This is a genomic window from Allgaiera indica, from assembly GCF_900106675.1.
Taxonomy (GTDB): Bacteria; Pseudomonadota; Alphaproteobacteria; order Rhodobacterales; family Rhodobacteraceae; genus Acidimangrovimonas; species Acidimangrovimonas indica.
Map to the genome: position 1 here is coordinate 103,113 of NZ_FNOB01000001.1, position 23,979 is coordinate 127,091.

Consider the following 23,979-nt stretch of genomic DNA (forward strand, 5'->3'; position numbering starts at 1 on the left):
CGGTCGGGCCAGGGTTGTTGACGCCTGATCGCCCCGCAGATATGCGAAAGCGGCGCAGATTTCCAGACGGAGTAGCACGAATGACGGATGCGGTCCAAACGCCTCGCGTCGAAAGCCGGTTCACGCCTCGGGTATTCTCCGGCATCCAGCCCTCGGGCGGATTGACGCTGGGCAATTACCTTGGTGCGCTCAAGCGCTTCGCCGAGAAACAGGACGAAGGGATCGAGACGATCTATTGTCTTGTCGATCTGCATGCGATCACCGTCTGGCAGGATCCCGAGAAGCTGCGCCACCAGACGCGAGAGGCCGCCGCGGCCTTCATCGCGTCGGGCGTCGATCCGGCGCGCTCGATCCTGTTCAACCAGTCCCAGGTTTCGGGCCATGCGGAACTGGCGTGGCTGTTCAACTGCGTCGCGCGGCTTGGCTGGATGAACCGCATGACCCAGTTCAAGGACAAGACCGCGGGCAAGAACGCCGAGAACTCTTCGCTCGGGCTTTACGCCTATCCGTCGCTGATGGCCGCGGACATCCTGCTTTATCATGCGACGCAGGTGCCGGTGGGCGAGGATCAGAAGCAGCATGTCGAACTGACCCGCGACATCGCGGCCAAGTTCAACCACGACTACAAGACCGATTTCTTCCCGATCCCCGAGCCGGCGATCGAAGGCTCCGCGACAAGGGTGATGAGCCTGCGCGACGGCACCAGGAAGATGTCGAAATCCGACCCGTCGGACATGAGCCGGATCAACCTGACGGACGACGCCGACACGATCGCGCAGAAGTTCCGCAAGGCCCGCACCGACCCCGAGCCGCTGCCGTCCGAGGCCGAGGGCCTTAAGGATCGCGCCGAGGCCCGCAACCTGGTGAACATCTACGCAGCACTTTCGGGCGAAAGCGTGGACCAGGTGCTGCGCAGCCACGGAGGCCAGGGCTTCGGCGCCTTCAAGCCGGCGCTGGCGGACCTGGCGGTCTCGAAACTGGCACCGATCTCGGCCGAGATGGCCCGGCTAATGGCCGACCCGGCCGAAATTGACCGCATCCTGGGCCAGGGCGCCGAACGAGCCGATGCGATCGCCGCGCCGATCCTGGCGCAAACGCTCGATATCATGGGGATGATCCGGTCGCGCTGACGCGCGAGCCTGCGGCGCGAGTATTTGGGCCAAGATGAAGTAGAGCCGGCTTCCCTTCATCTTGGCCACAATACTCTCGGGGGGCGCAGGGGGGCAGACAGCCCCCCGCGTGCGGCCTAACCACCGCGCGCCCAGCCGGAGGCGAAGTCCACCCGTTCGCAGCCCGCGAACCGCGCCATGCGGTTAAGTTCCGCCTCCAGCCGCGCGCACCGGCCCTTGCCCATGTCGACGCCCGCCTCGGGCCAGAAGGCACGGACGCGCAGCACGCCCGCGTCGCGCCAGGCCTTCATGTCGATGCGGCCGATCAGGCGATCACCTTCTAGCACCGGGAAGACGTAATAGCCGTAGCGGCGCTTTGCCTCCGGAACGAAGACCTCGATGCGGTAAGAAAAACCGAACAGCCGCTCGGCCCGGGCTCGGTCGCGCAGGGCAGGATCGAAAGGGCTGAGGATTCGGACGCGTCCCGGGGGCACAGGGGCGGCGGAGGCAGCCTGAAGCACATCGGGGCGGGAGAACGCGCGACGAGGGCTGCCGTCGGCGCCTTCCACCAAGACTTCGACCAGATCGCCTTGCGCCAGCGCGGCGGCGCACCAGTCGCGCGCCTCGGCCGGCGTGACGGTGGCGAAGAAAGCCGCGATCTCTCCCGCGGTGGCGAACCCCAGCCGGTCGAGTGCCGCGTCGCAGGCCCAGTCGATCGTCGCGGCCTGCGGCGGGACCAGGGTGCAATGGCGCGGATGCAGCACCCGTTCGGTCAGATCGTAGAACTTGCGAAACCCCTCGCGCCGGGTGACCGAGAGCCTGCCCACCCGCCAGAGATACTCGAGCGCGGTTTTCGACGGGTGCCAGTCCCACCAGCCGCCCGACCCGCGGGCCTCGCCGGCACCGACCTCGGCCGAGGAGACCGGCCCATGCCGGGCGACGTGGTCAAGGATCTCTTCGAACTTCCCCTCGAACCCCGGACCTTGCCAGCGCCGCCAGCGCTCGGCCAGGCGGGCGCGGTCGCGATTGAACCGGATCTGCCAATGGGGGTAAAATCGAGCCGGGATAACCGAGGCATCATGGGTCCAGTGTTCGAACAGCGTCCGGTCGCGTTCCAGCAACTGCTTCAGCGCCGCAGGCCGGTAGGCCGGGCGGCGCGAGAACAGGATCAGGTCATGTGCCCGTGCCACCGTGTTGATGCTGTCGACCTGAACGAAGCCGAGCCTTTCGATCAGCGCCAGCAAATCGGCGCCACGCGCGGGCCCCGACGGCGACTCGGCCAGGCCGTGACGCTGCAGGAAAAGCCGCCGCGCAACTGGGTTCGGCAAGGCGATGGTCGCGGTCATGAACCCGGATTAGCAAGAGCTTGGAATTATTGCCATGGAAAGGCGCAAGACCTGCCCGAGAAAGGTCACGATCTGCTGGTGAAACGCCTGCACGACAACCTTATCTAGAGCGACCCTTCCATGCCTTTCGCAAATACTTACTATGCGCCCTGGCCGTCTCCACCGCCGCGTCCGCGCCGCCCACGCCCCAGGTTCCGCCCCGCGCTGCCGCCGCAGGGCATGCATCCGGTTATCTGGCTATATTGCCGCAATGCCCCGGCCCCGGTGCGACACTGACACGGCGCGGTGCGCGCTTTCCTGACAGACACAGCCGGGGCGGGATCACGTCCTGCCCCGATTTCTCACGCCCATATGCGCCAGGATGTGAAAGGTGGGAGGCAGTTCAGAGGCCAGCTTCGGCGGCGATCTGCGCGCGTGATTTCCGCGCCCGTTCCGTCGCCGATTTCAGCTGTCCGCAAGCGGCCATGATGTCCTCGCCGCGCGGCGTGCGAATCGGCGAGGCATAGCCTGCCTTGTGGACGATATCGGCGAAGGTCTCGATCCGCTCCCAATCCGAGCGCCGATAGGGCGCGCCGGGCCATTCGTTGAACGGGATCAGGTTGATCTTTGCCGGAATGCCGGCAATCAGCCTCACCAGGCGACGGGCGTCCTCGTCGCTGTCGTTCACGTCCTTGAGCATCACATATTCGAAGGTGATGCGTTCGGAATTCGACAGGCGGGGATAGTCGCGCAGCGCCCCCAGCAGGGTCTCGATGTTCCAGCGCTTGTTGATCGGCACCAGCCGATCGCGCACCGCGTCGGTGGTGGCGTGGAAGCTGACTGCCAGAAGGCAGCCGATCTCTTCCGCCGCGCGGGCGATCTCGGGCACCACGCCCGAGGTCGAGAGCGTGATGCGGCGGCGCGAAAGGCTGAGGCCCTCGTTGTCCATCACCACCTTCATCGCGTCGCGCACGGCGTCGAAATTGTAAAGCGGCTCTCCCATGCCCATCAATACGACGTTCGATACCAGCCGCGTTTCGTCCTTGGGCTGGCCGGGCTGGGGCCATTCGCCCAGATCGTCGCGCGCCAGCATCACCTGGCCCGCGATCTCTCCGGCCGTCAGGTTGCGCACCAGCTTTTGCGTGCCGGTGTGGCAGAACGAGCAGGTCAGCGTACAGCCCACCTGCGACGAGATGCAGAGCGTGCCGCGCCCTTCCTCGGGGATATAAACGGTTTCCACCTCGTGCCCGCCGGCGATGCGGACCAGATATTTGCGGGTGCCGTCCTCGCTGATCTGGCGGCTGATCAGTTCCGGGATCTCGATGCTGAAATGCGCGTCCAGAAGTACGCGGTAATCCTTTGCGAGATTGGTCATCCCGGCAAAGTCGCGCAGGCCCCAGTGGTAGATCCACTGCCAGATCTGACCCACCCGCATCTTCGCCTGGCGCTCGGGCGTGCCGGCGGCGATCAATGCGTCGCGCATCTGGTCGCGGGTCAGACCGACAAGATTGATCCGCCCGCCCTCGGGCAGCTTGCGGGGCAAGGTGACGACATCCTGGGTGATCGGCGCAAGCGGCGTCTTGCGGGGCGTCTCGGCGGTCATGGCACGGGTCCGGGCGTTGGAAAGTGGCTCATATAGGGCATGCACGGCGGCATTGGAACAGGGAAGATGAAAGACGCCGCGCCCCAGGGCCTTGGGGCGCGGCGTGTTCGTACATCTCCCGCGGGCCGGCAGCCCAGCGTCCGCGCCCTATTTGCAGCGGGTCGCGGCATCCTCGGCGGCGGCGGTGAAACCCGACAGCGAGAAGGTATCCTGCGTTTGTTTCCCGCGTGCGCTGTGGGCCGTAAGCACCGCATCGGCGCCCTGCTTCATCGCCGCGATCACCTTCGGGTCATCGTCGGGCGACTTGGGCCAGGCCCATTCGCCATCGGTGATCATGGTGAAGCTGTCATTGCCGATCTTTATCTCGGCGGTGGAATCCTTGGCGAAGGGATAGCCTCCGGTGAACGAGACCTCGCCCTTGCCATCATGGCCGGGGCGGTAGGTGACGAACAGAAGAATATCGCCGCGCTGCGCCTTCACCGGCTTGCCGTTTTCGGTGATGCGAGAGGATTTCGGGCTGGAAACGCCCCAGCATTCCTTCGGGTTGCCTTCGGTGAACACGCTCCAGTCGGTCTTCACGGCGACGCGGTTGTTGGAGGCCTGGGCGAAAGCCCCGGTTGCCGGCGCGAACATCGCCACTGCCGCGAGCGCGCCAATCAGGACGCGCGCTTTGGTGAGTGTCATCTCGGTCCCTGTCCCTATTCTATCCATGCCTCGCCCCGCCGCCGGTACGTGGATCGTACCTTTTCCAGTGGCGGGGGCCAACTCAACTCGATATCCCCGTGTTAGCTTGAAACGCGCGCGCTTTCAAAGGCCAATGGCAAGAAATCGCGCATGATTGAGGGGAAGCCGAATGGAACCTGCACCGATGATCGAATTGTGGCGTGGGGACCGGTGCGAAAGCGCTCATCTGGGCCATGCGGTGATCTGCGACGCCGGCGGCGATATCGTCGAGGCCTGGGGCGATCCGGATGCGCTGATCTATCCGCGCTCGTCGTGCAAGATGCTGCAGGCTCTGCCGCTGGTGGAAAGCGGCGCCGCCGATGCCGTGGGTCTGGATGCGCGGCGTCTTGCCCTGGCCTGCGCCAGCCATTCGGGCGCGGCGATCCACACCGACACGGTGCGCGGCTGGCTGGACGGGCTGGGCTTGGCCGAGGCCGATCTACGCTGCGGATCGCACATGCCGAGCGACAAAGAGGCGATGAAGGGGTTGATGTGCTCGGACACAAGCCCCTGCCAGATCCACAACAATTGCTCGGGCAAGCACGCGGGGTTCCTTACGCTGACCAAGCACCTGGGCGCGGGGCCCGAATATGTCGACCTCGCCCATCCGGTGCAGCAGGCGGTGCGCGCGGCCTTTGAGGAGGTCACCGGCGAGGCCAGCCCTGGCAACGGGATTGACGGCTGCTCGGCGCCGAATTTCGCTACTTCGATTGCCGGGTTGGGCCGGGCAATGGCCTATTTCGCCGGTGCCGACGGCAAGGCCGGCGCGCGGGCGGCGGCGGCGGCGCGGCTGCGCGACGCGATGCGCGCGCATCCCGAGATGGTCGCGGGCGAGGGCCGCGCCTGCACCGAATTGATGCGCGCGATGGGCGGCCGCGTGGCGATCAAGACCGGGGCCGAGGCGGTCTTTGTCGCGATCCTGCCCGAACAGCGGCTGGGCATCGCGTTGAAGATCGTGGACGGCGGCACCCGCGCCGCCGAGGCCGCGATCACCGCGCTTCTGATCCGGCTGGGCGTTCTGGATGCGGCCCATCCGGCGGCCCTGAAACGGCTGGGACCGGAACGCAACTGGCGCGGGATCGAAACCGGCGGGCTGCGGACCGCTCCGGGCTTCGCCTAAGGTATCTTTGCCTTCAAGTACTCGAAATTATGAACCCAGGATGTTACGAATCTAGGGCATCTGATTTAGCCCCCTGGGAAAGGTCGTTCAGTGGTCAAATTCCTTCAGGGCGTCGAACGCGCCGTCAAGCGGAAGCTGCCGCCGGGGCTGCGCCGCCGCCTGCGCAGTTCGAAGTTCGAACTGATCGCGATGCGCGCGCGGCCGGTCGACCTGGTGGTCCATGTCGGCGCTCATCACGCCGAGGATCGCGCGCTTTACGAAAGCTTCGGTGCCCGAACGGTGCTGTGGATCGAAGCCGACCCCGACACCCATACCACCTTGCAACAGGTGCTTGACGCTCACCGGGGCCCGGGCCGCCATATCGCGCATCTGGGCCTTGTGTCGTCGACGCCGGGGGCCAAGATGGAATTTCATCGCTTCAACGGCGATGGCGCATCATCCTCTGTCTATCGCGCGTCCGAGCGGTTCAGGCAACGTTTCACGCAGGTCGAGGAAACCGGCGAAGTGGTGCAATTGCATAGCCAGACCCTGCCAGAGATCATGGCAGATCACGGCATCGCCCCGGGCGCGGCCGGCAAGGCCTTGCTGGTGGTCGACGTGCAGGGTCACGAACTGGCGGTGCTGCGCGGCCTGGGCGAATCCCTGCGGGACTTCGCCTTCTGCAAATGCGAAATCTCGCGCGAGCCCTTCTATGAGGGCGGGGCGCGTTTTGACGATGTCGACACCCACTTCCGCGATCAGGGCTTCGCGCTTGTGTCGCACCCCTATCGACGGGTGCCGCGTCATGGCGACGTGCTGTATTCGGCCGGCGGACGCCAGCGCTAGCCAGCTTTACGGGGCGGCGACGATCTCGTCCCGGCCGTAGCCCTGAAGGTACAATAACGCGGTCAGGTCGCCGTGGTTGACCCGGACCTCGCATTGCGCGGCGACGGTGGGCTTGGCGTGCAGCGCCACGCCGCAGCCGGCCCTGTGCAGCATGTCCAGATCGTTGGCCCCGTCGCCCACCGCGATCACCTGATCCTCGGCCACGCCCAGCCGCGCGCAGGTGGCCTCTAGGGCGGCAACCTTGGCCGCGCGCCCCAGGATCGGCTCGGCCACCTTGCCCGACAGCTTGCCATCCTCGACAAGCAGCACGTTGGCGCGGTTCTCGTCGAACCCCAGGTAGGTCGCCACCGCCTCGGAAAACGCGGTGAACCCGCCCGAGACAAGCACGGTATAGCCACCCTGGGTCTTCATCGTACCGATCAGCTTGCGTCCGCCGGGGGTGAAGGTGATGCGCTCGGCCAGCACCTTGTGGATCACTTCGGCGGGCAGCCCTGCCAGCAGCGCGACCCGCTCGCGCAGGGCACCCTCGAAATCCAGTTCGCCGTTCATCGCGCGGGCGGTGATCTCGGCCACCCGGGGGCCGACGCCGGCCTCGGCGGCCAGTTCGTCGACGCATTCCTGGCCGATCATGGTCGAATCCATATCCGCCAGCAGCACTTTCTTGCGCCGCCCCTCGGCGGGCAGGATGTTCAGATCGAAGCCCTGATCCTGCAACTCCTGCCAGCGCGCGCGGAAATCAGAAGGCACGGATTCCAGCGGGAATTCCACCGCGATCCCGGGGTCGAGCCACCGCACCTCGCCCCCGCCCCAGGCGCGGCGCAGCGTGTCGACCCCCGTGCGCGACAGATTGGCGCGATCGGGATTGGCGAGGAGGGTAACGATCTGCATGGGGGCTCCGGTCGGGGATGGGGATGGCAATGAGGCGGAACAACAAAGGCGGGCGGCAAGGTCGCATACGGGCGATCAAGCGGCGCAATAGCGCAATAATTTCGCTTGCGCCAGTACCGGGCGGGGCGTATGAGCGGCGGTGGGACACCCCTCCCCAACGAGGGGCGCATATCTGTAAGGATACCACCGATGACCATCAAGACCCCGGCTACGCGGCCGGCCAATCCGTGTTTTTCCTCTGGCCCCTGCGCCAAGATCCCCACCTATTCGCTGGATCTGCTTGCCGACGCGCCCCTGGGGCGGTCGCACCGTGCCGCCGTGGGCAAGGCCAAGCTGAAGCAGGCCATTGATCTTACCCGCGAAATCCTCGGCGTGCCGGACGATTACCGCATCGGTATCGTGCCCGCGTCGGACACCGGCGCGGTGGAAATGGCGCTGTGGTCGATGCTGGGCGCGCGCCGCGCAACCATGCTGGCCTGGGAAAGCTTCGGCGCGGGCTGGGTGACCGACGTGGTCAAACAGCTGAAGATCGACGCCGATGTGAAGACCGCCGAATACGGCGAGATCGTCGATTTCGGAACGGTCGATTTCAACACCGACGTGGTCTTCACCTGGAATGGCACCACCTCGGGCGTGCGGCTGCCGAACGGCGACGCGATCCCCGCCGACCGCGCGGGCCTGACGATCTGCGACGCGACCAGCGCCGCCTTCGCGATGGATCTGCCCTGGGACAAGCTCGATGTCACCACCTTCTCCTGGCAGAAGGTGCTGGGCGGCGAGGCCGCGCACGGAATGCTGATCCTGTCCCCCCGCGCGGTCGAGCGTCTGGAAAGCTATACCCCCGCATGGCCGCTGCCGAAGATCTTCCGCATGACCAAGGGCGGCAAGCTGATCGAGGGCATCTTCAAGGGCGAGACGATCAACACGCCCTCGATGCTGGCGGTCGAGGATTACCTGGTGTCGCTGAACTGGGCGAAATCCATTGGCGGCCTTCCCGCGCTGATCAAGCGCGCCGATGACAATGCCGCGGCGGTGGCGGAATTCGTCGCCGCCCATGACTGGATCGAGAACCTGGCCGTGGACCCGGCGACGGCCTCGACCACCAGCGTGTGCCTGAAGTTCACCGATCCGCGCATCACCGACGGCGCGGCCTTTGCCAAGGCGGTCGCGAAGCGGCTGGAGAACGAGGGCGTGGCGCTGGACGTGGGCGCCTATCGCGATGCGCCGCCTGGTCTGCGGATCTGGTGCGGCTCGACGGTGGAAAGCGCCGATGTGCGTGCGCTGATGCCCTGGATCGACTGGGCCTACCGGGCCGAGATCGCCGCACTTTCCAAAGCCGCCTGAACAACCTTCCGGCCGCGCGCGTCCGCCCCCGATGCGGAGGGCCGCGCGCGTCGCCCCCACATTTCATGCGAAAAGGAGCCTGACATGGCCCCCAAGGTACTCGTTTCCGACAAGCTTTCCGAAACCGCCGTGCAGATCTTCCGCGACCGCGGGATCGAGGTGGATTTCGAACCCTCCCTTGGCAAGGACAAGGACAAGCTGGCCCAGGTGATCGGACAGTATGACGGCCTTGCCATCCGGTCGGCCACCAAGGTGACCGAGAAGATCCTGGCCCAGGCCACCAATCTGAAGGTGATCGGCCGGGCTGGCATCGGGGTCGACAACGTCGACATCCCGGCGGCGTCGAAGAAGGGCGTGATCGTGATGAACACGCCCTTCGGCAACTCGATCACCACCGCCGAGCACGCCATCGCGATGATGTTCGCGGTGGCGCGGCAGATCCCGGAAGCGAACGCCTCGACCCAGGCCGGCAAGTGGGAAAAGTCGCGCTTCATGGGGGTCGAGCTGTTCAACAAGACCTTGGGCGTGATCGGCGCGGGCAACATCGGCTCGATCGTCTGCGACCGGGCGCTGGGACTGCACATGAAGGTGGTGGCCTACGACCCCTTCCTGTCGGAAGAGCGCGCCAAGCAGATCGGCGTGACCAAGGTGGAACTGGACGAGTTGCTGGCGCGGGCGGATTTCATCACCCTGCATGTGCCGCTGACCGACAAGACCCGCAACATCCTGTCGGCCGAAAACATCGCCAAGACCAGGAAGGGCGTGCGCATCGTCAACTGCGCCCGTGGCGGGCTGATCGACGAGACAGCGCTGGCCGAGGCGCTGAAATCGGGCCATGTGGCGGGCGCGGCGCTGGATGTCTTCGCGGAGGAGCCGGCGACCGAGAACGTGCTGTTTGGCCTGCCCAATGTCGTCTGCACGCCGCATCTGGGGGCGGCGACCACCGAGGCACAGGAAAACGTGGCGATCCAGGTGGCCGAGCAGATGTCGGACTACCTGCTGACCGGCGCGGTGCAGAACGCGCTGAACATGCCCTCGGTCACGGCCGAAGAGGCCGCGATCATGGGGCCATGGCTGAAGCTGGCCGAGCATCTGGGCACCTTCACCGGCCAGATGACCGACGAGCCGATCAAGGCGGTGAACGTGCTTTATGACGGCGCGGTGGCCGAGATGAACCTTGCGGCGCTGAACTGCGCGGTGATCGCGGGGATCATGAAGGCGACCAACCCCGATGTGAACATGGTCTCGGCACCGATCGTCGCCAAGGAACGCGGGATGAAGATCTCGACCACCAACCAGGCGAAGTCGGGGGTGTTCGATGCCTATATCAAGGTGACCGTGGTGACCGAGAAGCGCGAGCGCTCGATCGCGGGCACCTGTTTTTCGGACGGCAAGCCTCGGTTCATCCAGATCAAGGGCATCAATATAGACGCCGAGGTGGGGACGCATATGCTCTACACCACCAACAACGACGTGCCCGGCATCATCGGCACGCTGGGCCGCACGATGGGCGAGGCCGGAGTGAATATCGCGAACTTCACCCTGGGTCGTTCGTCCGTGGGCAAGGATGCGATCGCGCTGCTCTACCTGGATGCGCCGCCGCCGCAATCCGTGCTGAAGGCGCTGACCGATACCGGCCTGTTCAACCAGGTGCGGCCGCTGGTCTTCGACGCGGCCTGACGGGGGCGGGGGCGCTGCCCCCGTGGCTGGCGCCCCGCCCGTTCGGGCCGCCGGATGTGGCCCCCGGAGTATTTTCGCCAAGATGAAGGGGCGGCGCGACGCGGGCGGGCCGCCCCTGTTCCTTGGGCGCCTGGCACGCTAGCCTGCGGCCGGACACTGAAAGTCGGAGACCCGCCAGATGCGCAGCTATGCGATTGGAGACATCCACGGCCAGATCGATCTTCTGCGCGGCGCACATGCGCGGATCGAACGCGATCGGGCCGAAACCGGTGACGCGGAGGCGCCGGTGGTGCATGTCGGCGATCTGGTCGATCGCGGCCCCGACAGCGCCGGGGTGATCGCATTTCTGTCAGAGGGGATCGCTGCGGGCGCGCCCTGGGTGGTGCTAAAGGGCAATCATGACCGCATGTTCGCGGGTTTCCTGGAGCGCGCCGATTTCCAGGATCCGATGCTGCGGCCCGACTACACCTGGCTTCACCCCCGCGTCGGCGGGCTTGAGACGCTGGCCTCCTATGGCATCGCCAACCCCGGGCGCCGCCCGGTCGCCGAGCTTCACGCCGAGGCGCGTGACAAAGTGCCCGCCGCCCACCATGCCTTTCTGGCCGGTCTTCCCACCCATCTGCATCGCGGCGAGGTCTTCTTCGTTCATGCCGGCATCCGCCCCGGCCTGCCGCTGACGGCACAGACCGAGGACGACATGACCTGGATCCGTCGCGCCTTCCTGGATGATCTGCGCGATCACGGTGCGCTTATCGTCCATGGCCATACCCCGGTCGAGCGCGCCACCCATTACGGCAACCGGCTGAACATCGACAGCGGCGCAGCCTATGGCGGGCCACTAAGCGTGGTCGTGATCGAGGACCGCGACGTCTGGGAACTGACCGAGCGCGGCCGCCAGCCTCTGCCGCCCTACTGAAGCAGCTTGCGAAACGTCAGAGAGGTCGGACGGTCGAAGCCCGGATGCGCCGTCTCGCCGGTCAGTTCGAACCCCATCGAGGCGAAGGCTGCGTGGTTTTCCACCAGTTCGATCCGCGACTGCAGTTCCAGCAGCTGCAGGCCCAGCGCCTCGGCCCGGGTCTGCGCCATCTCGACCAAGCGCCGCGCCAGGCCGCGGCCGCGATGGCTGGTCGCGACCGTCAGCTTGCCGATGTACAGCGCGCCCTCGCGCGGGGTCAGGAAGACGCAGGCGACCGGGTGATGATCATCCTCGATCACCCAGATCTCGCCTTCTTCGGCCTTGCGCGCGATCGCCCCCGCGGTCAGCCGATGCATCGACGAGGGTGGGTCGATCCGCCCTTCCATATAGGCAAAGTTCGTCTGGATCAGCCGCAACAGCGCCTGCCAATCATACGGGGGGATGGCGCGGATCGGGGTCATCGTCGCGGCAGAGTGTCGGATATGGAAAGCCATGGAAGGTGTTCGTCCCAATGGACATGTTCTTGAGGGCTGTAGGCGGCCGGATCGTCCAGCGTCGCCGCGTAGAAATGGGTCTCGTCGGGGTAGCGATCGGCGCGGTAGGCCATCGGCGTACCGCAGGTCCCGCAAAACATCCGCTCGACCCCAGGAGAGGAGACATAAACACTTGGGGCGGCGCCAGTCCAGCGCCAGCTGCCGTCGGAGACCCCGAAAAACGAGGTGAACGGCGCGGCGCAGTTGCGCCGGCAGCTTTCGCAATGGCAATGGGCCTGCCAAAGAGGTGCGCCGTCGAACTCGAAGCGCACGGCAGTGCAAAGGCAGCGCCCGCCACTCATCGCCAGGCCCGCCAAGAGGCCCGGCAGCCATCCTGGCCCGGACCGCGCCGCAGATAGGCGTCAGACATCCCCGTCTCCACTTGTGTGCCGGACATTAGGCGCCGCTGCCGCGCAAGGGTCAAGTCCGGCGTTACCAAATTGTTACAACGCCCAACATCTTGTGAATACCTTGCGGATCCCCGCCAGATGATGGGGTTCCCTGTTGACTCGCGCCGCCGTGATCTTGAGCATGAGACGGATACGGGAATCATTGAAAGGCCCCTGTGTTGCGCTTTACCCGGCTGCGTCTGAACGGCTTCAAAAGCTTCGTCGATCCGACGGATCTGATCATCCATGATGGTTTGACCGGGGTGGTCGGGCCGAACGGGTGCGGCAAGTCGAACCTGTTGGAGGCGCTGCGCTGGGTGATGGGCGAAAGCCGCCCCACGGCGATGCGCGGCGGCGGGATGGAGGATGTGATCTTCGCCGGCGCCGCCAGCCGCCCGGCGCGCAACTTCGCCGAGGTGACGCTGACGATCGACAACCAGGAACGCCTGGCGCCCTCGGGTTTCAACGATCAGGACCAGATAGAGATCATCCGCCGGATCACCCGCGACGCGGGTTCGGCTTACCGCGCCAACACCAAGGAGGTGCGGGCGCGCGACGTGCAGATGCTGTTCGCCGATGCCTCGACGGGCGCGCATTCGCCGGCGCTGGTGCGCCAGGGGCAGATTTCCGAGTTGATCAACGCCAAGCCCAAGAACCGCCGCCGGATCCTGGAAGAAGCCGCGGGGATCTCGGGCCTCTACCAGCGCCGGCACGAGGCCGAATTGCGACTGTCGGCGACCGAGACCAACCTTGCGCGGGTCGAGGATGTGGTCGAACAGCTGGCCGGGCAGATCGCCACGCTGGCCCGGCAGGCGCGCCAGGCCGCGCGCTACCGCGAAATCGGGGAAGAGCTGCGCCGGGCCGAGGGGACGCTGCTGTATCGGCGGTGGAAGGAGGCCGACGAGGCCCGCCTGGCCGCCGATCAGGCGCTGACCGAACGCACCAAGGCCGCCGCCCAGGCCGAAGCCGCGGCGCGCGCGGCCACCGCGGCGCGGACCAAGGCCGAGGACGGCCTGCCGCCGAAGCGCGAGGAAGAGGCGATCGCGGCGGCCGTCCTGCAGCGCCTGAACGTCCAGCGCGACGCCCTGAACGACGAAGAAGCCCGCGCCCGCCGGCTGATCGAGACCCTGACCGCCCGCATCGACCAGCTCGGCCGCGACATGGAGCGCGAGACCGGCCTCAATCACGACGCGGGCGAGACGATCACCCGGCTGGAATGGGAACAGGCGCAGATCGCAAAGGCCCATGCGGGTCATGACGACCGCCTGGCCGAAGCCGCCGAGGCGGCGCGCGAGGCGGCTTCCGTTCTGTCGGAGCGCGAGGAGATACTGGCCGAACGCACCGAGGATGTGGCCCGCCTTGCCGCGCGGCACCAATCGGCGCTGCGGATGCTGTCGGAAGTGCGCACCACGGTCGAGAAGAACGAGGCCGAAGCCACCAGGGCCCGCGAGGCGGTGGCCGCGGCAAAGGCGGCGCTTGACCGCGCGGCCGAGGATTTCGCGGGCGCCGAGGAGGCATCTGCCGCTGCGGCCGAAGCCGCCGAGGCCGCGGAAGCGCATCTGGCCGAGACCGAGGCCGCGCGGGCCGAGGTTCAGGGCCGCGAGGCCGACGCCCGCGCCCTGCGATCAGAGGCCGAGGGCGAGGCCAGCGCGCTGCGCGCCGAGGTCTCGGCGCTGTCCAAGCTGGTCGAACGCGAATCCCATGCCGGCAGCCAATTGCTGGATCGGGTGCGCGTGACCCCTGGTTATGAGGCCGCCCTGGGCGCCGCCCTGGCCGATGATCTGCGTGCCCCCGAACTGGACGGCGACGAGGGCTCGGGCTGGGCCGGTCTGCCCGATTACGACGAGACCCAGCCGCTGCCTCCGGGCGTCGCGCCGCTGTCGGCCCAGGTCGAGGTGCCCGAGGTGCTGCGCCGCCGGATCGCGCAGATCGGGCTGGTCGAACGCGCCGACGGCCCGCATCTGCAACCGATGTTGCAGCCCGGCCAGCGGCTGGTCAGCCGCGAGGGCGACCTGTGGCGCTGGGACGGCTTCCGTGCCGGCGCCGAGGATGCGCCCTCGGCCGCGGCGCTGCGGCTCCAGCAGTTGAACCGCCTTGTGGCGCTGAAGCGCGATCTTGAAGATGTGTCGGCCCGCGCGGCCGGGGCGCAGCAGGCGCATGAGCATCTGCAGCAGCAGCTTGCCGATCTGGCCCGTGCCGATCAGGCCGCCCGCGATGCCCGCCGCCGCGCCGATCAGGCGGTGACCGAGGCCAACCGGGCGCTGGCCCGGGCCGAGGCCGAAAGCTCGATCGCGCAGGGCAAGCTGGAGGCCGCCGATCTGGCCGTGAAGCGCCACGAGGAAGAGGCGATGGCGGCACGCGGACGGCTGAAGGAGGCCGAGCGCGGGCTGGAAACCCTGCCCGATCTGGACGCCGCGCGCGCCGGGATCGAGGACGTCAAGATGACGGTCGAGGCGGCGCGGATGACGATGATGACCCGCCGGTCGGGCCACGATGAGTTGCGCCGCGAGGGCGAGGCGCGGGTGCGTCGCGGGCAGGAGATCGTGAAGGAGATCTCGGGCTGGAAGCTGCGGCTGGAGACGGCCGAGAAACGCTCGGCCGAACTGGCAGAACGCCGCGCCGAGAGCGAGGCGGAACTGGAAACCGCCGCCGCCGCGCCCGAAGAGATCGCCGAGAAGCGTGCCGAGCTGTCCGAAGCGATCGAGGCCGCCGAGGCGCGGCGCCGCAAGGCCGCCGACGCGCTGGCCGAGGCCGAGACCGCCCTGCGCGAGGCCCAGATCGCCGAACGCGAGACCGAGCGTCTGGCCGGCGAGGCCCGCGAGGCCCGCGCCCGTGCCGAGGCCCGCACCGAAGCCGCGCGCGAGACCGTGACCCACGCCGCCGAGCGCATCCATGAAGAGACCGAGATGACCCCCGGCGCGCTGCTTGCCTCGCTGGCGACCGACCCCGAGGCGATGCCCGCCGCCGAGGCGCTGGAAATCGAGGTCGGCCGTCTGCGGCGTCAGCGCGACGCGCTGGGCGCGGTGAACCTGCGCGCCGAGGAGGACGCCAAGGAGGTGACCGCCGAGCATGACAATCTGGTCAGCGAAAAGGCGGATCTGGAAGAGGCGATCAAGAAGCTGCGCTCTGGCATCGCCGGGCTGAACCGCGAGGGACGCGAACGGCTGCTGACCGCCTTCGAGCAGGTGAACGGCAATTTCTCGATGCTTTTCACCCATCTGTTCGGCGGCGGCGAGGCCCGGCTGGTGCTGGTCGAAAGCGACGATCCGCTGGAGGCGGGGCTGGAGATCATGTGCCAGCCGCCGGGCAAGAAGCTGTCCACGCTGTCGCTTTTGTCGGGGGGCGAGCAGACGCTGACGGCGATGGCGCTGATCTTTGCGGTGTTCCTGGCGAACCCGGCGCCGATCTGCGTGCTCGACGAGGTCGACGCGCCCCTCGACGACGCCAACGTCACCCGGTTTTGCGACATGCTGGACGAGATGACCCGCCAGACCGACACGCGGTTCCTGATCATCACCCACCACGCGGTGACGATGAGCCGGATGGACCGCCTGTTCGGTGTGACGATGCAGGAACAGGGCGTCAGCCAGCTTGTTTCGGTCGACCTCAAGCGGGCCGAACAGATGGTGGCCTGAGGCCCGCGCCCGAGGGTTCAAAGCCGTTTCAGCAGGCCAAGCGTGGGCCAGGCATCGGCGGGCAGGTTCAAGCGCTTCTGTTCCTTCTGCACGGCGGTGCGGGTCTTGCGGCCAAGGATTCCGTCGACCTTGCCCACGTCATAGCCACGCGCTTGCAGCTTGCGTTGCAGGGCCTTCATCTGCGCCAGGTCAAGCTGTGGGTCGGGATGTCCCGGATCCAGACGCGGCGCGCCCTCCATCAGATCGGCGAAATAGGCCACGGTGGTGACGTAGACGAAGCTCTTGTTCCAGTGGAACAGCACGTCGAAATTGGGAAACACCATGAAGGCCGGGCCCTTGCGCCCCTGGGGCAGCAGGATCGAGGCCGGCAGGTCGCCCCCCGGTAGCTGCCCCTGCCGCGCCCGCACCCCCATCGCCGCCCATTGCCGTGCCGGCAGCCGGGTGTTCAGCCCGGTCCTGGCCCAGTCCAGATCCTTCGGCACCCGGACCTCGACCATCCAGGGCTGGTTCGCGCGCCAGCCCAGCATCTGCAACGTGTGGGCCGCCGACAGCAGCGCGTCGGGCACCGATGTCTTCAGCGTCACCTTGCCGTCGCCGTCGCCATCCACCCCGCGCTCCAGGATGTCCCGGGGCAGCATCTGCACCTGCCCGATCTCTCCCGCCCAGGCGCCGGTGGTGGTTTGGGGATTGAATTCGCCCTTCTCGTAAAGCGTGATCGCGGCCATCAACTGGGGCTGGAACACCTGCGGCCTGCGGCAATCATGGGCCAGCGTCAGCAGCGCGTCGCGGGTGTTGAAATTGCCCTGGACGGCGCCGAAATCGGTCTCGAACGCCCAGAAGGCCAGCAAGATGCCCTTGGGCACGCCATAATCGCGCTTGGCCCGGGCGAAGATAGCGGCGTAGCGGCGGGCGTTGCGTTCGCCGCCGACCACGCGGCTGCGGCTGATCAGGGCGCTGGAGAATTGCAGGAAAGTCTTGCGAAACACCCCCTGGGCGCCGTCGGCGGCCAGCACTTTCGGATCGATCCGGGCGCCGCGAAAGAAGGCGCGCACCGCGGCGGCGTCGTGGCCCTGGGCGACTGCGCGCGCCTCGAAGGCCTTCAGGAAGGCCGGCAGCGGACCGCCGCAGGGGACGGGCGCGGCGGCTTCGGCCAGGGCGGGGCCGGCAGAAAGCAGGACGGCGGCAAGAAGCGAGAAGGCGGCGCGGCGCATTGCGATCTCCGGGGCTGGGAAGGTTGGCCGGACCAGCCTAACAGGGCACGGGGCAAAGGCAAACCGGGCCTTTGCCGCGCGGGTCAGGGTTTGGGGTGCTCGTCCCATTCGTCCGACAGGATGCGCTGCGCGTCACCATCGGGATCCTCATACTGTCGGTGGCGCAGGGTCCAGAAGAACCCGGCCAGGCCGATGGCGCCGAGGAACAGCGAAATCGGGATTAGATAGGCAAGCACATCCATGACCATCCCCTAGCGCAGGCGCAAGGCGTTCAAAGACACGGTAATCGAGGAGGCCGACATCGCCAAGGCCGCCGCCAGCGGCGTCGCCAACCCCATCAGCGCGATCGGCACCGCGATCAGGTTATAGGCCGCCGAGATCGCGAAATTCTCCTTGATCCGGCGCACGGCGCGGCGCGACAGATGCGCGGCCTCGGCCAGCGGCGCCAGATCGGTGCCCAAAAGCACGATGTCCGACGCCACCCGCGCCGCATCCAGCGCCGAGGCCGGCGAGACCGAGACATGCGCCGCCGCCAGCGCCGCGGTGTCGTTCAGCCCATCACCGACCATCAGCACCTTGTGGCCCTCGGCGGCCATCTCGGCCAGCCGCGCGGCCTTGTCTGCGGGCAGCGCCCCGGCCTGCCAGCGGGCGATGCCCAGCCGTTCGGCCATCGCCCGCACCGCCGCCGGGCTGTCGCCCGAGATCAGATGCACGGCCTTGCCCTGGGCGGCAAGGCCGCGCACCGCCGCCTCGGCGCCGGGGCGCAGGCGGTCGGTGAAGGTGAAGGCGCGGGGGGTGCCCGCGCCGGTATCCAGGTAGGTGGCGGTGGCGGCCTCGGGCGAGGCCTGCAGCCATTCGGCGCGGCCCAGGCGCACGCGGCGCCCCTGCCAGCGGCCCTCGACGCCATAGCCCGGCACCTCGCGCAGATCGGTCACGGCGACCGGGGTCAGGCCGCGCGCCGCGACCCTCTGTGCCAGCGCCCGGGCCAGCGGATGCGACGAGCCCTGCGCCAGCGCCGCGGCCAGTTGCAGATCCGCCGTGGGGTGATCGCCCAGGTTCATCGGCTCGGGCGTGCCCAGCGTCAGCGTGCCGGTCTTGTCGAAGACCACCGCGTCGACCTCGGCCAGACGTTCCAGCGCGGTGCCGTCCTTGATCAGCAGCCCCTTGCGAAACAACCGCCCCGAGGCCGCCGTCACCACCGCCGGCACCGCCAGACCCAGGGCGCAGGGGCAGGTGATGATCAGCACGGCCACGGCGATGTTCACCGCCAGCCGCAGATCGCCCGAGATCCACAGCCAGCCCAGAAAGGCCACCAGGCTGAGCAGATGCACGCCCGGCGCATAGATCCGCGCCGCCCGGTCGGCAAGCGAGGTGTACTTGTTCTTCGCACTTTCCGCGACGGCCACCAGATCGGCCATCCGGTACAGTGCGCTGTCGCGCCCCGCCGCCGTGACCCGCAGGATCAGCGGCCCGGTCAGGTTTACCTCGCCCGCGCTGACATGTGTGCCCGGCGCGGCCTGTGATGGAAGGCTCTCTCCGGTCAACAGCGAGCGATCCAGTTCCGACGCGCCCTCGGTCACCACCCCGTCCGCCGGTGCCCGCCCGCCGGGGCGCAGGCGGATCAGATCGCCCACGCGAAGCTCGGCGATCGGCACTTCGGCTTCCTGCCCGTCGCGCAGACGCAGGGCGCGCGGCACCTCCAGCGCGGCCAGTTCCTGCGCGGCCGAACGCGCGACGGCGCGGGTGCGGTGATCCAGGTAGCGCCCGGCCAGCAGGAAGAAAGTCAGCGACACGGCGGCATCGAAATAGGCGTGACGCCCGCCCTCGATGGTCTCGAAAAGCGACAGCCCCGCGGCCAACAGGATCGCCAGCGAGATCGGCACATCCATGCCCAGCCGCCGGGCCTTCAGCGCCGCCAGCGCGCTGCGAAAGAAGGGCTGACCCGCGAAGGCCACCGTCGGCAGCGCGATCAGCGCCGAGATCCAGTGGAACAGGTCGCGGGTTTCGGCCTCGGCCCCCGACCAGACCGCGACCGACAACAGCATGACGTTCATCATCGCGAAGCCGGCGACGCCCAGCCGCATCAGCAGATCGCGGCCCTGCCGGTCGGCCTCGGTGGCGCTCAGGACGCCGGGGTCCAGCTCATGCGCCTCATAGCCCAGGCCGGCCAGCACCTCGATCAGCTGGGCGGCATCGACGCCGGGCGCGGCTTCGACCGCGACACGTTTCAGGGTCAGGTTCACCCGGGCATCGCGGACGCCAGGAACGGCGCGCAGACCGCGTTCCACCGTGCTCATGCAGGTCGCGCAATGGGCGGTGGGCAGCGACAACATCAGCCGCCCAGCCGCCCCGGCCGCCGCGGTCTGTTCGGCGCGCTGCGCCAGATCCTCTGCCGCCGGGGCGACGGCACAGGCGGGGCAGGCCGAAAAGCCGGGGGTCGAGACGCCGGGCATGGGCTAGCCCGGAACCACCAGCGACAGGCGCTGCTTGAAATGGGTGCCGTTCGTGGCCTGGGCGCTGATCACCACCATCCACTTGCCGCGCCGCAATTCCACGGGGGCCGAGAACCGGTCACCCCTGCGGGTGAAACTTGGGCGCTTGTCCTCCTTCGCCTCGGTCGGGCGGCCGACCAGCACGCCCAGGCTGGCCACGTCGGCGGGCGATCCGGGCGCGCGGTCGACATCGACGGTCAACACCCCGGACTCGTAGCCCAGCTGTACCGTCCAACCCAGCGCCTTCTGGGCCTTCATGTCGCGATTGAAGCTTTGGCTCGCGACATAGCCGTTCTCGACCTCGAGCCCGGGAAAGCTGTGCACCGCCTGGTAGGCGAGCAGCAGATTGACCCCGATGATCACCGAGAAGGCGGCCACGAAGATCGCCAGGACCTTGCGTCCGGTCAGTGGTGCCATGTCATTTCTCCTTGCCGAAGAACACGGTCTTTTCCTGCACCTTGTCAAAGCCGGTCATATCCTGCGCCCAAAGCCGCACCGCGGTGCGATCGGCCTTGGCCGGGGCGCTGCCCGGCGCGGCGACGATGTAGACACGCTGCAGGCGCGTCTCATCCGCGGGAACCTTGACCACATAGCCCGAGGTACCTTCCAGGCTGAGGCTCAGCCCCGGTATCGGATCCATGGTGATCGCGAAGGGGCGGGCCTCGTGCTGCTTGTTGCGCAGCCGCACGTCATAGGTGTTGCGGATCGACCCGTCCGACAGGGTGACGTACAGCGGATTGCGCACCGGGGCGACGGTCAGGCCGATCGGCGCGCGCAGGAAAAGCGCGGCAAGCAACCCCAGGCCCACCGCCGACCACAGCACGGTATAGACGATGGTGCGGGGGCGGAAGACGTGCTTCCAGATCCGGCGCGGCGCGCGGCCGACGCGTTCCGCGGTCTCGTCGGTCAGCGCCATGTAGCCGATCAGCCCGCGCGGCTTGCCGATCTTGTCCATCACCTCGTCGCAGGCGTCGATGCAAAGCGCACAGGTGATGCAGGCCATCTGCTGGCCGTCGCGGATGTCGATCCCCATCGGGCAGACGTTGACGCAGGCGTTGCAATCGATGCAATCGCCCAGCGAATCCTTGGGCGGGATGGCGCCGCCCACGCCCAAAGGCATCCCCGGCATCGGGATGTAGGGAGACCCGCCGGCCTTGGGCCCCACGGCGCGCAGTTCGGCCTCGGCCTGGGCGGTCTTTTGCTGCATCTCGGCGCGGCGGCGGTGCTTGCCACGCGGCTCTCCGCGCCATTCGCGATAGGCGACGGTGATCGTGTCCTCGTCCATCATCGCGGCCTGAATACGCGGCCAGGGGCAGGCATAGATGCAGATCTGTTCCCGCGCGAAGCCGCCGAAGGCAAAGGTGGTGCCGGTCAGCACCGCGACGGTCATATAGGCGACGGGATGGGCCTGACCCGTCAGCAGATTGACCAGCAGCGTCGGCGCATCGGCGAAATAGAACACCCAGGCGCCGCCGGTGGCCAGGCCGATCAGCATCCAGGCGATCCATTTTATTACCCGCAGGCGCAGTTTGCGCGCGCTCCAATCCTCTCGATAGAGCCGCAGGCGCGCGTTGCGGTCGCCCTCGATCCAGCGCTCGACCAGAAGGAAGAGATCGGTCCAGACGGTCTGCGGGCAGGTATAGCCGCACCAGACCCGGCCCAACGCCGAGGTAAACAGAAAAAGCCCCAGCCCGGCCATGATCAGAAGCCCCGCGACGAAATAGAACTCGTGCGGCCAGATCTCGATCCAGAAGAAAAAGAAACGCCGGTTGGCCAGATCCACCAGCACGGCCTGATCGGGCAGGTTTGGTCCGCGATCCCAGCGGATCCAGGGGGTGACGTAGTAGATCCCCAGTGTCACCGCCATGATCACCCACTTGAGGCTGCGAAAGCGGCCGCGCACCCGGCGCGGGAAGATCGGCGCCCGCGCGGTATAAAGTGGCTCGGGGCTGGTGTCTTGCGAACTCAACTGCGGCCTCCGCTGAAATCACGAACTCGTGTGATCGAGATATCGGACAACCGCAAGGGCCGTGCCTTGACCTGCGTCAATAACACGCCATGGCTTGAAAGAACGATAACGGGCGCCGCCTTTGCCCTTCTGCGACGCCCGGAAAGATAGACACCGGTGCCCCCAGGAAACGCGCGAACAGGACGGGGCACCGGTGCTGGCCCCGTTGCCAGGGCTCGGATCAATCTGGAACGTTCCGGGGGGATTCGCCTTGACCTGTATCAAATGGCGCGCCGCTTTGTGGTCGCGCCTTGCACGGCGTCAAGGCCGCGGTCGGGCGGGGGCGCCGCTCCGGCCTCCGCGTACGGACCAGCCGTAGCGTTTTTCCGGCCGCGGGCGGGGCAGCTGCCGCGCGCTGCAGCCGAACGGCACCCCCGCCCGACCGCGGCCGGAATATGTACCGCAGCCCCGCCCCCCCCCCGGCGCGGAAGGGCACTTCGCGGCGGCAGCGCAATCACGGCGCGATCACCTTGCGGTCAGAGTTCGCGAGCAGATTGTCACGATCCCGCGCGGCAATACAGACATGGATGACATGTGGTTTCGGCGGAGCTAGCTCTGCCTGTCATCGGTGGATTTCCACCTGTGGGTGCGCTCAGAGCAGAGCCACGCGCAAGACGCGGACGGGGCCGGGCCCGGACCCCGCCTGAGCCGCCGATGCCATCTATCGGGCCCGAAGAGGAGGAGACTCGATGAAGTTTGCCAATCCCGCCCCCTTGGGGCTTGCCGGTTTCGCCTTCACCACCTGGATGCTCAGCATGCATAACGCAGGCTGGTTCGGAGGTGCCGACGTCGACCTTGTGCTGGCGCTCGCGTTCGCCTACGGCGGCTCGGCCCAATTGCTGGCCGGGCTTCTGGAATACCCGCGCGGCAACACCTTTGGCTTGGTCGCCTTCGTCAGCTATGGCGCCTTCTGGTGGTCCTGGGCGCTGTTCACGATGATGTTCCACGGCAAGGCACCTGGCATTTTCATCGGCTGGTACCTGTTCGTGTGGGGGGTCTTCACCTTCTACATGTGGCTGGCCACCTTCCGCGCCAACAAGGCGCTGCAGCTGGTGTTCCTGGCGCTGTGGCTGACCTTCGTGCTGCTTGCCCTGGGCGTTTGGTTCGCCCCCGTGCTGGGCACCATCGGCGGCTATGTCGGGCTGGTGACCGCGGTGCTCGCCTTCTACCTTTCGGCCGCCGAGGTCATCAACGAGAACTACGGCCGTACGGTCCTGCCGATCGGCCCCTACGCCTCCGCCGTCTGAGGCCCCGCGCCCGCCACCTGCCGCCGCGCCCATCGGGCGAAGGCACGGGCCGGCGGGCGCAACACGCCCTCGGGCGTCACCAGGAAATACCCCTTCTTGCGATCGTCGGCATACAGCACGCGCAGCCGTCCCGCGGCGATATCCGCCGCGACGAAGGCCCCGGCGATCACTGCCACCCCCATTCCGTCGCGCGCCGCGTCGATCATCATGTTGCCGGGCAGCGATACGATCCCGCGTCGCGCCCTGGTGGCCACACCATGCGCCTGCAGGAAATCCGTGGCCTCGCTGGTGCCCAGCTCCTGCATCCAGGGATAACCCGCCAGATCGGCAAGGTCGCCCACCGGCCCCGCGCCCACCAGCCCGGGCGCCGCGACCACCACCATTCCCGAATCCACCAGCCGATGCACCACGTAGCCCGGCCAGTCACCGCTACCGTAGCGCAGGGCGATGTCATAGCCGCCGCGCCCCAGCGGCTGCACCGCCCCGCTGGGATCGATCACCACGTCGATGTCCGGGTGCTGATCGCGAAACTCGGCGATCCGCGGCATCAGCCAGCCGGCGGCGAAGCTGGGCGTCGTGGTCAGGCGCAACGGGCGCGCGGCCTCGGCCCCGGTCAGGCGCTCGACCATGCGGGCGATCTCTCCAAAGCCGCCGGCCAGCGCCCCGGCCAGAAGTTCGCCCTCGGGTGTCAGCGTCAGTGCCCGGCCAGCGCGGCGCAGAAGCTGCACGCCCAGATGGGCCTCGAGCACCCGCAATTGCTGACTGATCGCGGCATGGCTGACGCCCAGCGCATCGGCCGCGGCGACCACGGTGCCGGTTTCGGCATAGGCCGAAAACGCGCGCAGGGCGGTGAGCGGGGGAAGATCGCGCCAAGGTATCATTCAATCTGATCTTACATATCGAAAATATTCCAGACTCGCATGATGAACCG

At 67.6% G+C, this 23,979-nt stretch carries 20 protein-coding genes; 8 read left to right on the forward strand and 12 right to left on the reverse strand.

Features of this window, described 5'->3' with window-relative positions:
- The first annotated feature begins 80 nt into the window (after nucleotides 1–80).
- Nucleotides 81–1,130 carry a tryptophan--tRNA ligase gene (gene trpS / locus BLV97_RS00480; RefSeq protein WP_035837362.1) on the forward strand — a complete coding sequence of 350 codons (1,050 nt, stop codon included), beginning with the start codon at nucleotides 81–83 and terminating at the stop codon, nucleotides 1,128–1,130.
- Between the two features lie 116 nt (nucleotides 1,131–1,246).
- On the opposite strand, the gene BLV97_RS00485 is transcribed toward trpS, so the two are convergent.
- The 3 genes from BLV97_RS00485 to BLV97_RS00495 form a co-directional block, all read right to left on the reverse strand.
- Nucleotides 1,247–2,443, reverse strand: coding sequence for a winged helix-turn-helix domain-containing protein (locus tag BLV97_RS00485; protein WP_092163920.1), 1,197 nt, complete (start codon nucleotides 2,441–2,443; stop codon nucleotides 1,247–1,249).
- Nucleotides 2,444–2,837: 394 nt separating this feature from the next.
- Nucleotides 2,838–4,037 (reverse strand): dual-specificity RNA methyltransferase RlmN, encoded by a 1,200-nt coding sequence (gene rlmN, locus BLV97_RS00490; RefSeq protein ID WP_035837357.1) that lies wholly within the window; start codon nucleotides 4,035–4,037, stop codon nucleotides 2,838–2,840.
- Between the two features lie 147 nt (nucleotides 4,038–4,184).
- Entirely contained in the window at nucleotides 4,185–4,721 is a 537-nt protein-coding gene (locus BLV97_RS00495; protein WP_035837355.1) for an invasion associated locus B family protein, read from the reverse strand.
- A 169-nt stretch (nucleotides 4,722–4,890) separates the two neighbouring features.
- Between BLV97_RS00495 and BLV97_RS00500 the strand changes: the two genes are divergently transcribed.
- Together BLV97_RS00500 and BLV97_RS00505 are read left to right on the forward strand one after the other, a co-directional pair.
- On the forward strand, nucleotides 4,891–5,880 hold the full coding sequence (locus BLV97_RS00500) for an asparaginase (RefSeq protein WP_035837353.1): 990 nt from the start codon (nucleotides 4,891–4,893) through the stop codon (nucleotides 5,878–5,880).
- A gap of 90 nt (nucleotides 5,881–5,970) precedes the next feature.
- Nucleotides 5,971–6,705: an FkbM family methyltransferase gene (locus tag BLV97_RS00505; RefSeq protein ID WP_035837351.1), complete on the forward strand. Its 735-nt coding sequence runs from the start codon at nucleotides 5,971–5,973 to the stop codon at nucleotides 6,703–6,705.
- A gap of 6 nt (nucleotides 6,706–6,711) precedes the next feature.
- Here the strand turns inward: BLV97_RS00505 and serB are convergent, their stop codons facing one another.
- Entirely contained in the window at nucleotides 6,712–7,593 is an 882-nt protein-coding gene (serB, locus tag BLV97_RS00510; RefSeq protein WP_035837350.1) for a phosphoserine phosphatase SerB, read from the reverse strand.
- Nucleotides 7,594–7,782: 189 nt separating this feature from the next.
- Here serB and BLV97_RS00515 point away from each other — a divergent pair, with 189 nt between their 5' ends.
- From BLV97_RS00515 to BLV97_RS00525, 3 genes are all read left to right on the forward strand, one after another.
- Nucleotides 7,783–8,937, forward strand: coding sequence for a phosphoserine transaminase (locus BLV97_RS00515; RefSeq protein WP_035837348.1), 1,155 nt, complete (start codon nucleotides 7,783–7,785; stop codon nucleotides 8,935–8,937).
- An 84-nt stretch (nucleotides 8,938–9,021) separates the two neighbouring features.
- The gene (gene serA / locus BLV97_RS00520) at nucleotides 9,022–10,617 is read left to right on the forward strand and encodes a phosphoglycerate dehydrogenase (protein WP_092163899.1); all 1,596 of its coding nucleotides are present in this window, start codon (nucleotides 9,022–9,024) and stop codon (nucleotides 10,615–10,617) included.
- A gap of 178 nt (nucleotides 10,618–10,795) precedes the next feature.
- A complete protein-coding gene (locus BLV97_RS00525) occupies nucleotides 10,796–11,533 on the forward strand; it encodes a metallophosphoesterase (RefSeq protein WP_035846781.1) in 738 nt (245 codons plus the stop codon).
- On the opposite strand, the gene BLV97_RS00530 is transcribed toward BLV97_RS00525, so the two are convergent.
- Both BLV97_RS00530 and BLV97_RS00535 read right to left on the reverse strand, forming a co-directional pair.
- Nucleotides 11,527–11,994 (reverse strand): GNAT family N-acetyltransferase, encoded by a 468-nt coding sequence (locus BLV97_RS00530; protein WP_035846775.1) that lies wholly within the window; start codon nucleotides 11,992–11,994, stop codon nucleotides 11,527–11,529. The genes BLV97_RS00525 and BLV97_RS00530 overlap by 7 nt on opposite strands.
- Nucleotides 11,991–12,368, reverse strand: a complete 378-nt coding sequence (locus BLV97_RS00535) for a GFA family protein (RefSeq protein WP_035846792.1) — start codon at nucleotides 12,366–12,368, stop codon at nucleotides 11,991–11,993. Before BLV97_RS00535 ends, BLV97_RS00530 begins: the two co-directional genes overlap by 4 nt.
- A 266-nt stretch (nucleotides 12,369–12,634) precedes the next feature.
- On the opposite strand from BLV97_RS00535, the gene smc reads away from it, so the two are divergent.
- Nucleotides 12,635–16,090 carry a chromosome segregation protein SMC gene (smc, locus tag BLV97_RS00540; protein ID WP_035846773.1) on the forward strand — a complete coding sequence of 1,152 codons (3,456 nt, stop codon included), beginning with the start codon at nucleotides 12,635–12,637 and terminating at the stop codon, nucleotides 16,088–16,090.
- Between the two features lie 17 nt (nucleotides 16,091–16,107).
- On the opposite strand, the gene BLV97_RS00545 is transcribed toward smc, so the two are convergent.
- The 5 genes from BLV97_RS00545 to ccoG form a co-directional block, all read right to left on the reverse strand.
- The gene (locus tag BLV97_RS00545) at nucleotides 16,108–17,301 is read right to left on the reverse strand and encodes a lytic murein transglycosylase (RefSeq protein ID WP_035846771.1); all 1,194 of its coding nucleotides are present in this window, start codon (nucleotides 17,299–17,301) and stop codon (nucleotides 16,108–16,110) included.
- A gap of 83 nt (nucleotides 17,302–17,384) precedes the next feature.
- The gene (ccoS, locus tag BLV97_RS00550) at nucleotides 17,385–17,543 is read right to left on the reverse strand and encodes a cbb3-type cytochrome oxidase assembly protein CcoS (RefSeq protein ID WP_035846765.1); all 159 of its coding nucleotides are present in this window, start codon (nucleotides 17,541–17,543) and stop codon (nucleotides 17,385–17,387) included.
- Between the two features lie 9 nt (nucleotides 17,544–17,552).
- On the reverse strand, nucleotides 17,553–19,754 hold the full coding sequence (locus tag BLV97_RS00555) for a heavy metal translocating P-type ATPase (RefSeq protein ID WP_035846763.1): 2,202 nt from the start codon (nucleotides 19,752–19,754) through the stop codon (nucleotides 17,553–17,555).
- 3 nt (nucleotides 19,755–19,757) lie between these two features.
- The gene (locus BLV97_RS00560; protein WP_035846761.1) at nucleotides 19,758–20,210 is read right to left on the reverse strand and encodes a FixH family protein; all 453 of its coding nucleotides are present in this window, start codon (nucleotides 20,208–20,210) and stop codon (nucleotides 19,758–19,760) included.
- Between the two features lies 1 nt (nucleotide 20,211).
- Nucleotides 20,212–21,762: a cytochrome c oxidase accessory protein CcoG gene (gene ccoG, locus BLV97_RS00565; RefSeq protein ID WP_035846759.1), complete on the reverse strand. Its 1,551-nt coding sequence runs from the start codon at nucleotides 21,760–21,762 to the stop codon at nucleotides 20,212–20,214.
- 728 nt (nucleotides 21,763–22,490) lie between these two features.
- On the opposite strand from ccoG, the gene BLV97_RS00570 reads away from it, so the two are divergent.
- Nucleotides 22,491–23,048 carry an acetate uptake transporter gene (locus BLV97_RS00570; protein ID WP_035846756.1) on the forward strand — a complete coding sequence of 186 codons (558 nt, stop codon included), beginning with the start codon at nucleotides 22,491–22,493 and terminating at the stop codon, nucleotides 23,046–23,048.
- Here BLV97_RS00570 and BLV97_RS00575 read toward each other — a convergent pair.
- Nucleotides 23,030–23,929, reverse strand: coding sequence for a LysR family transcriptional regulator (locus BLV97_RS00575; RefSeq protein ID WP_035846753.1), 900 nt, complete (start codon nucleotides 23,927–23,929; stop codon nucleotides 23,030–23,032). The genes BLV97_RS00570 and BLV97_RS00575 overlap by 19 nt on opposite strands.
- Nucleotides 23,930–23,979 lie beyond the last annotated feature (50 nt).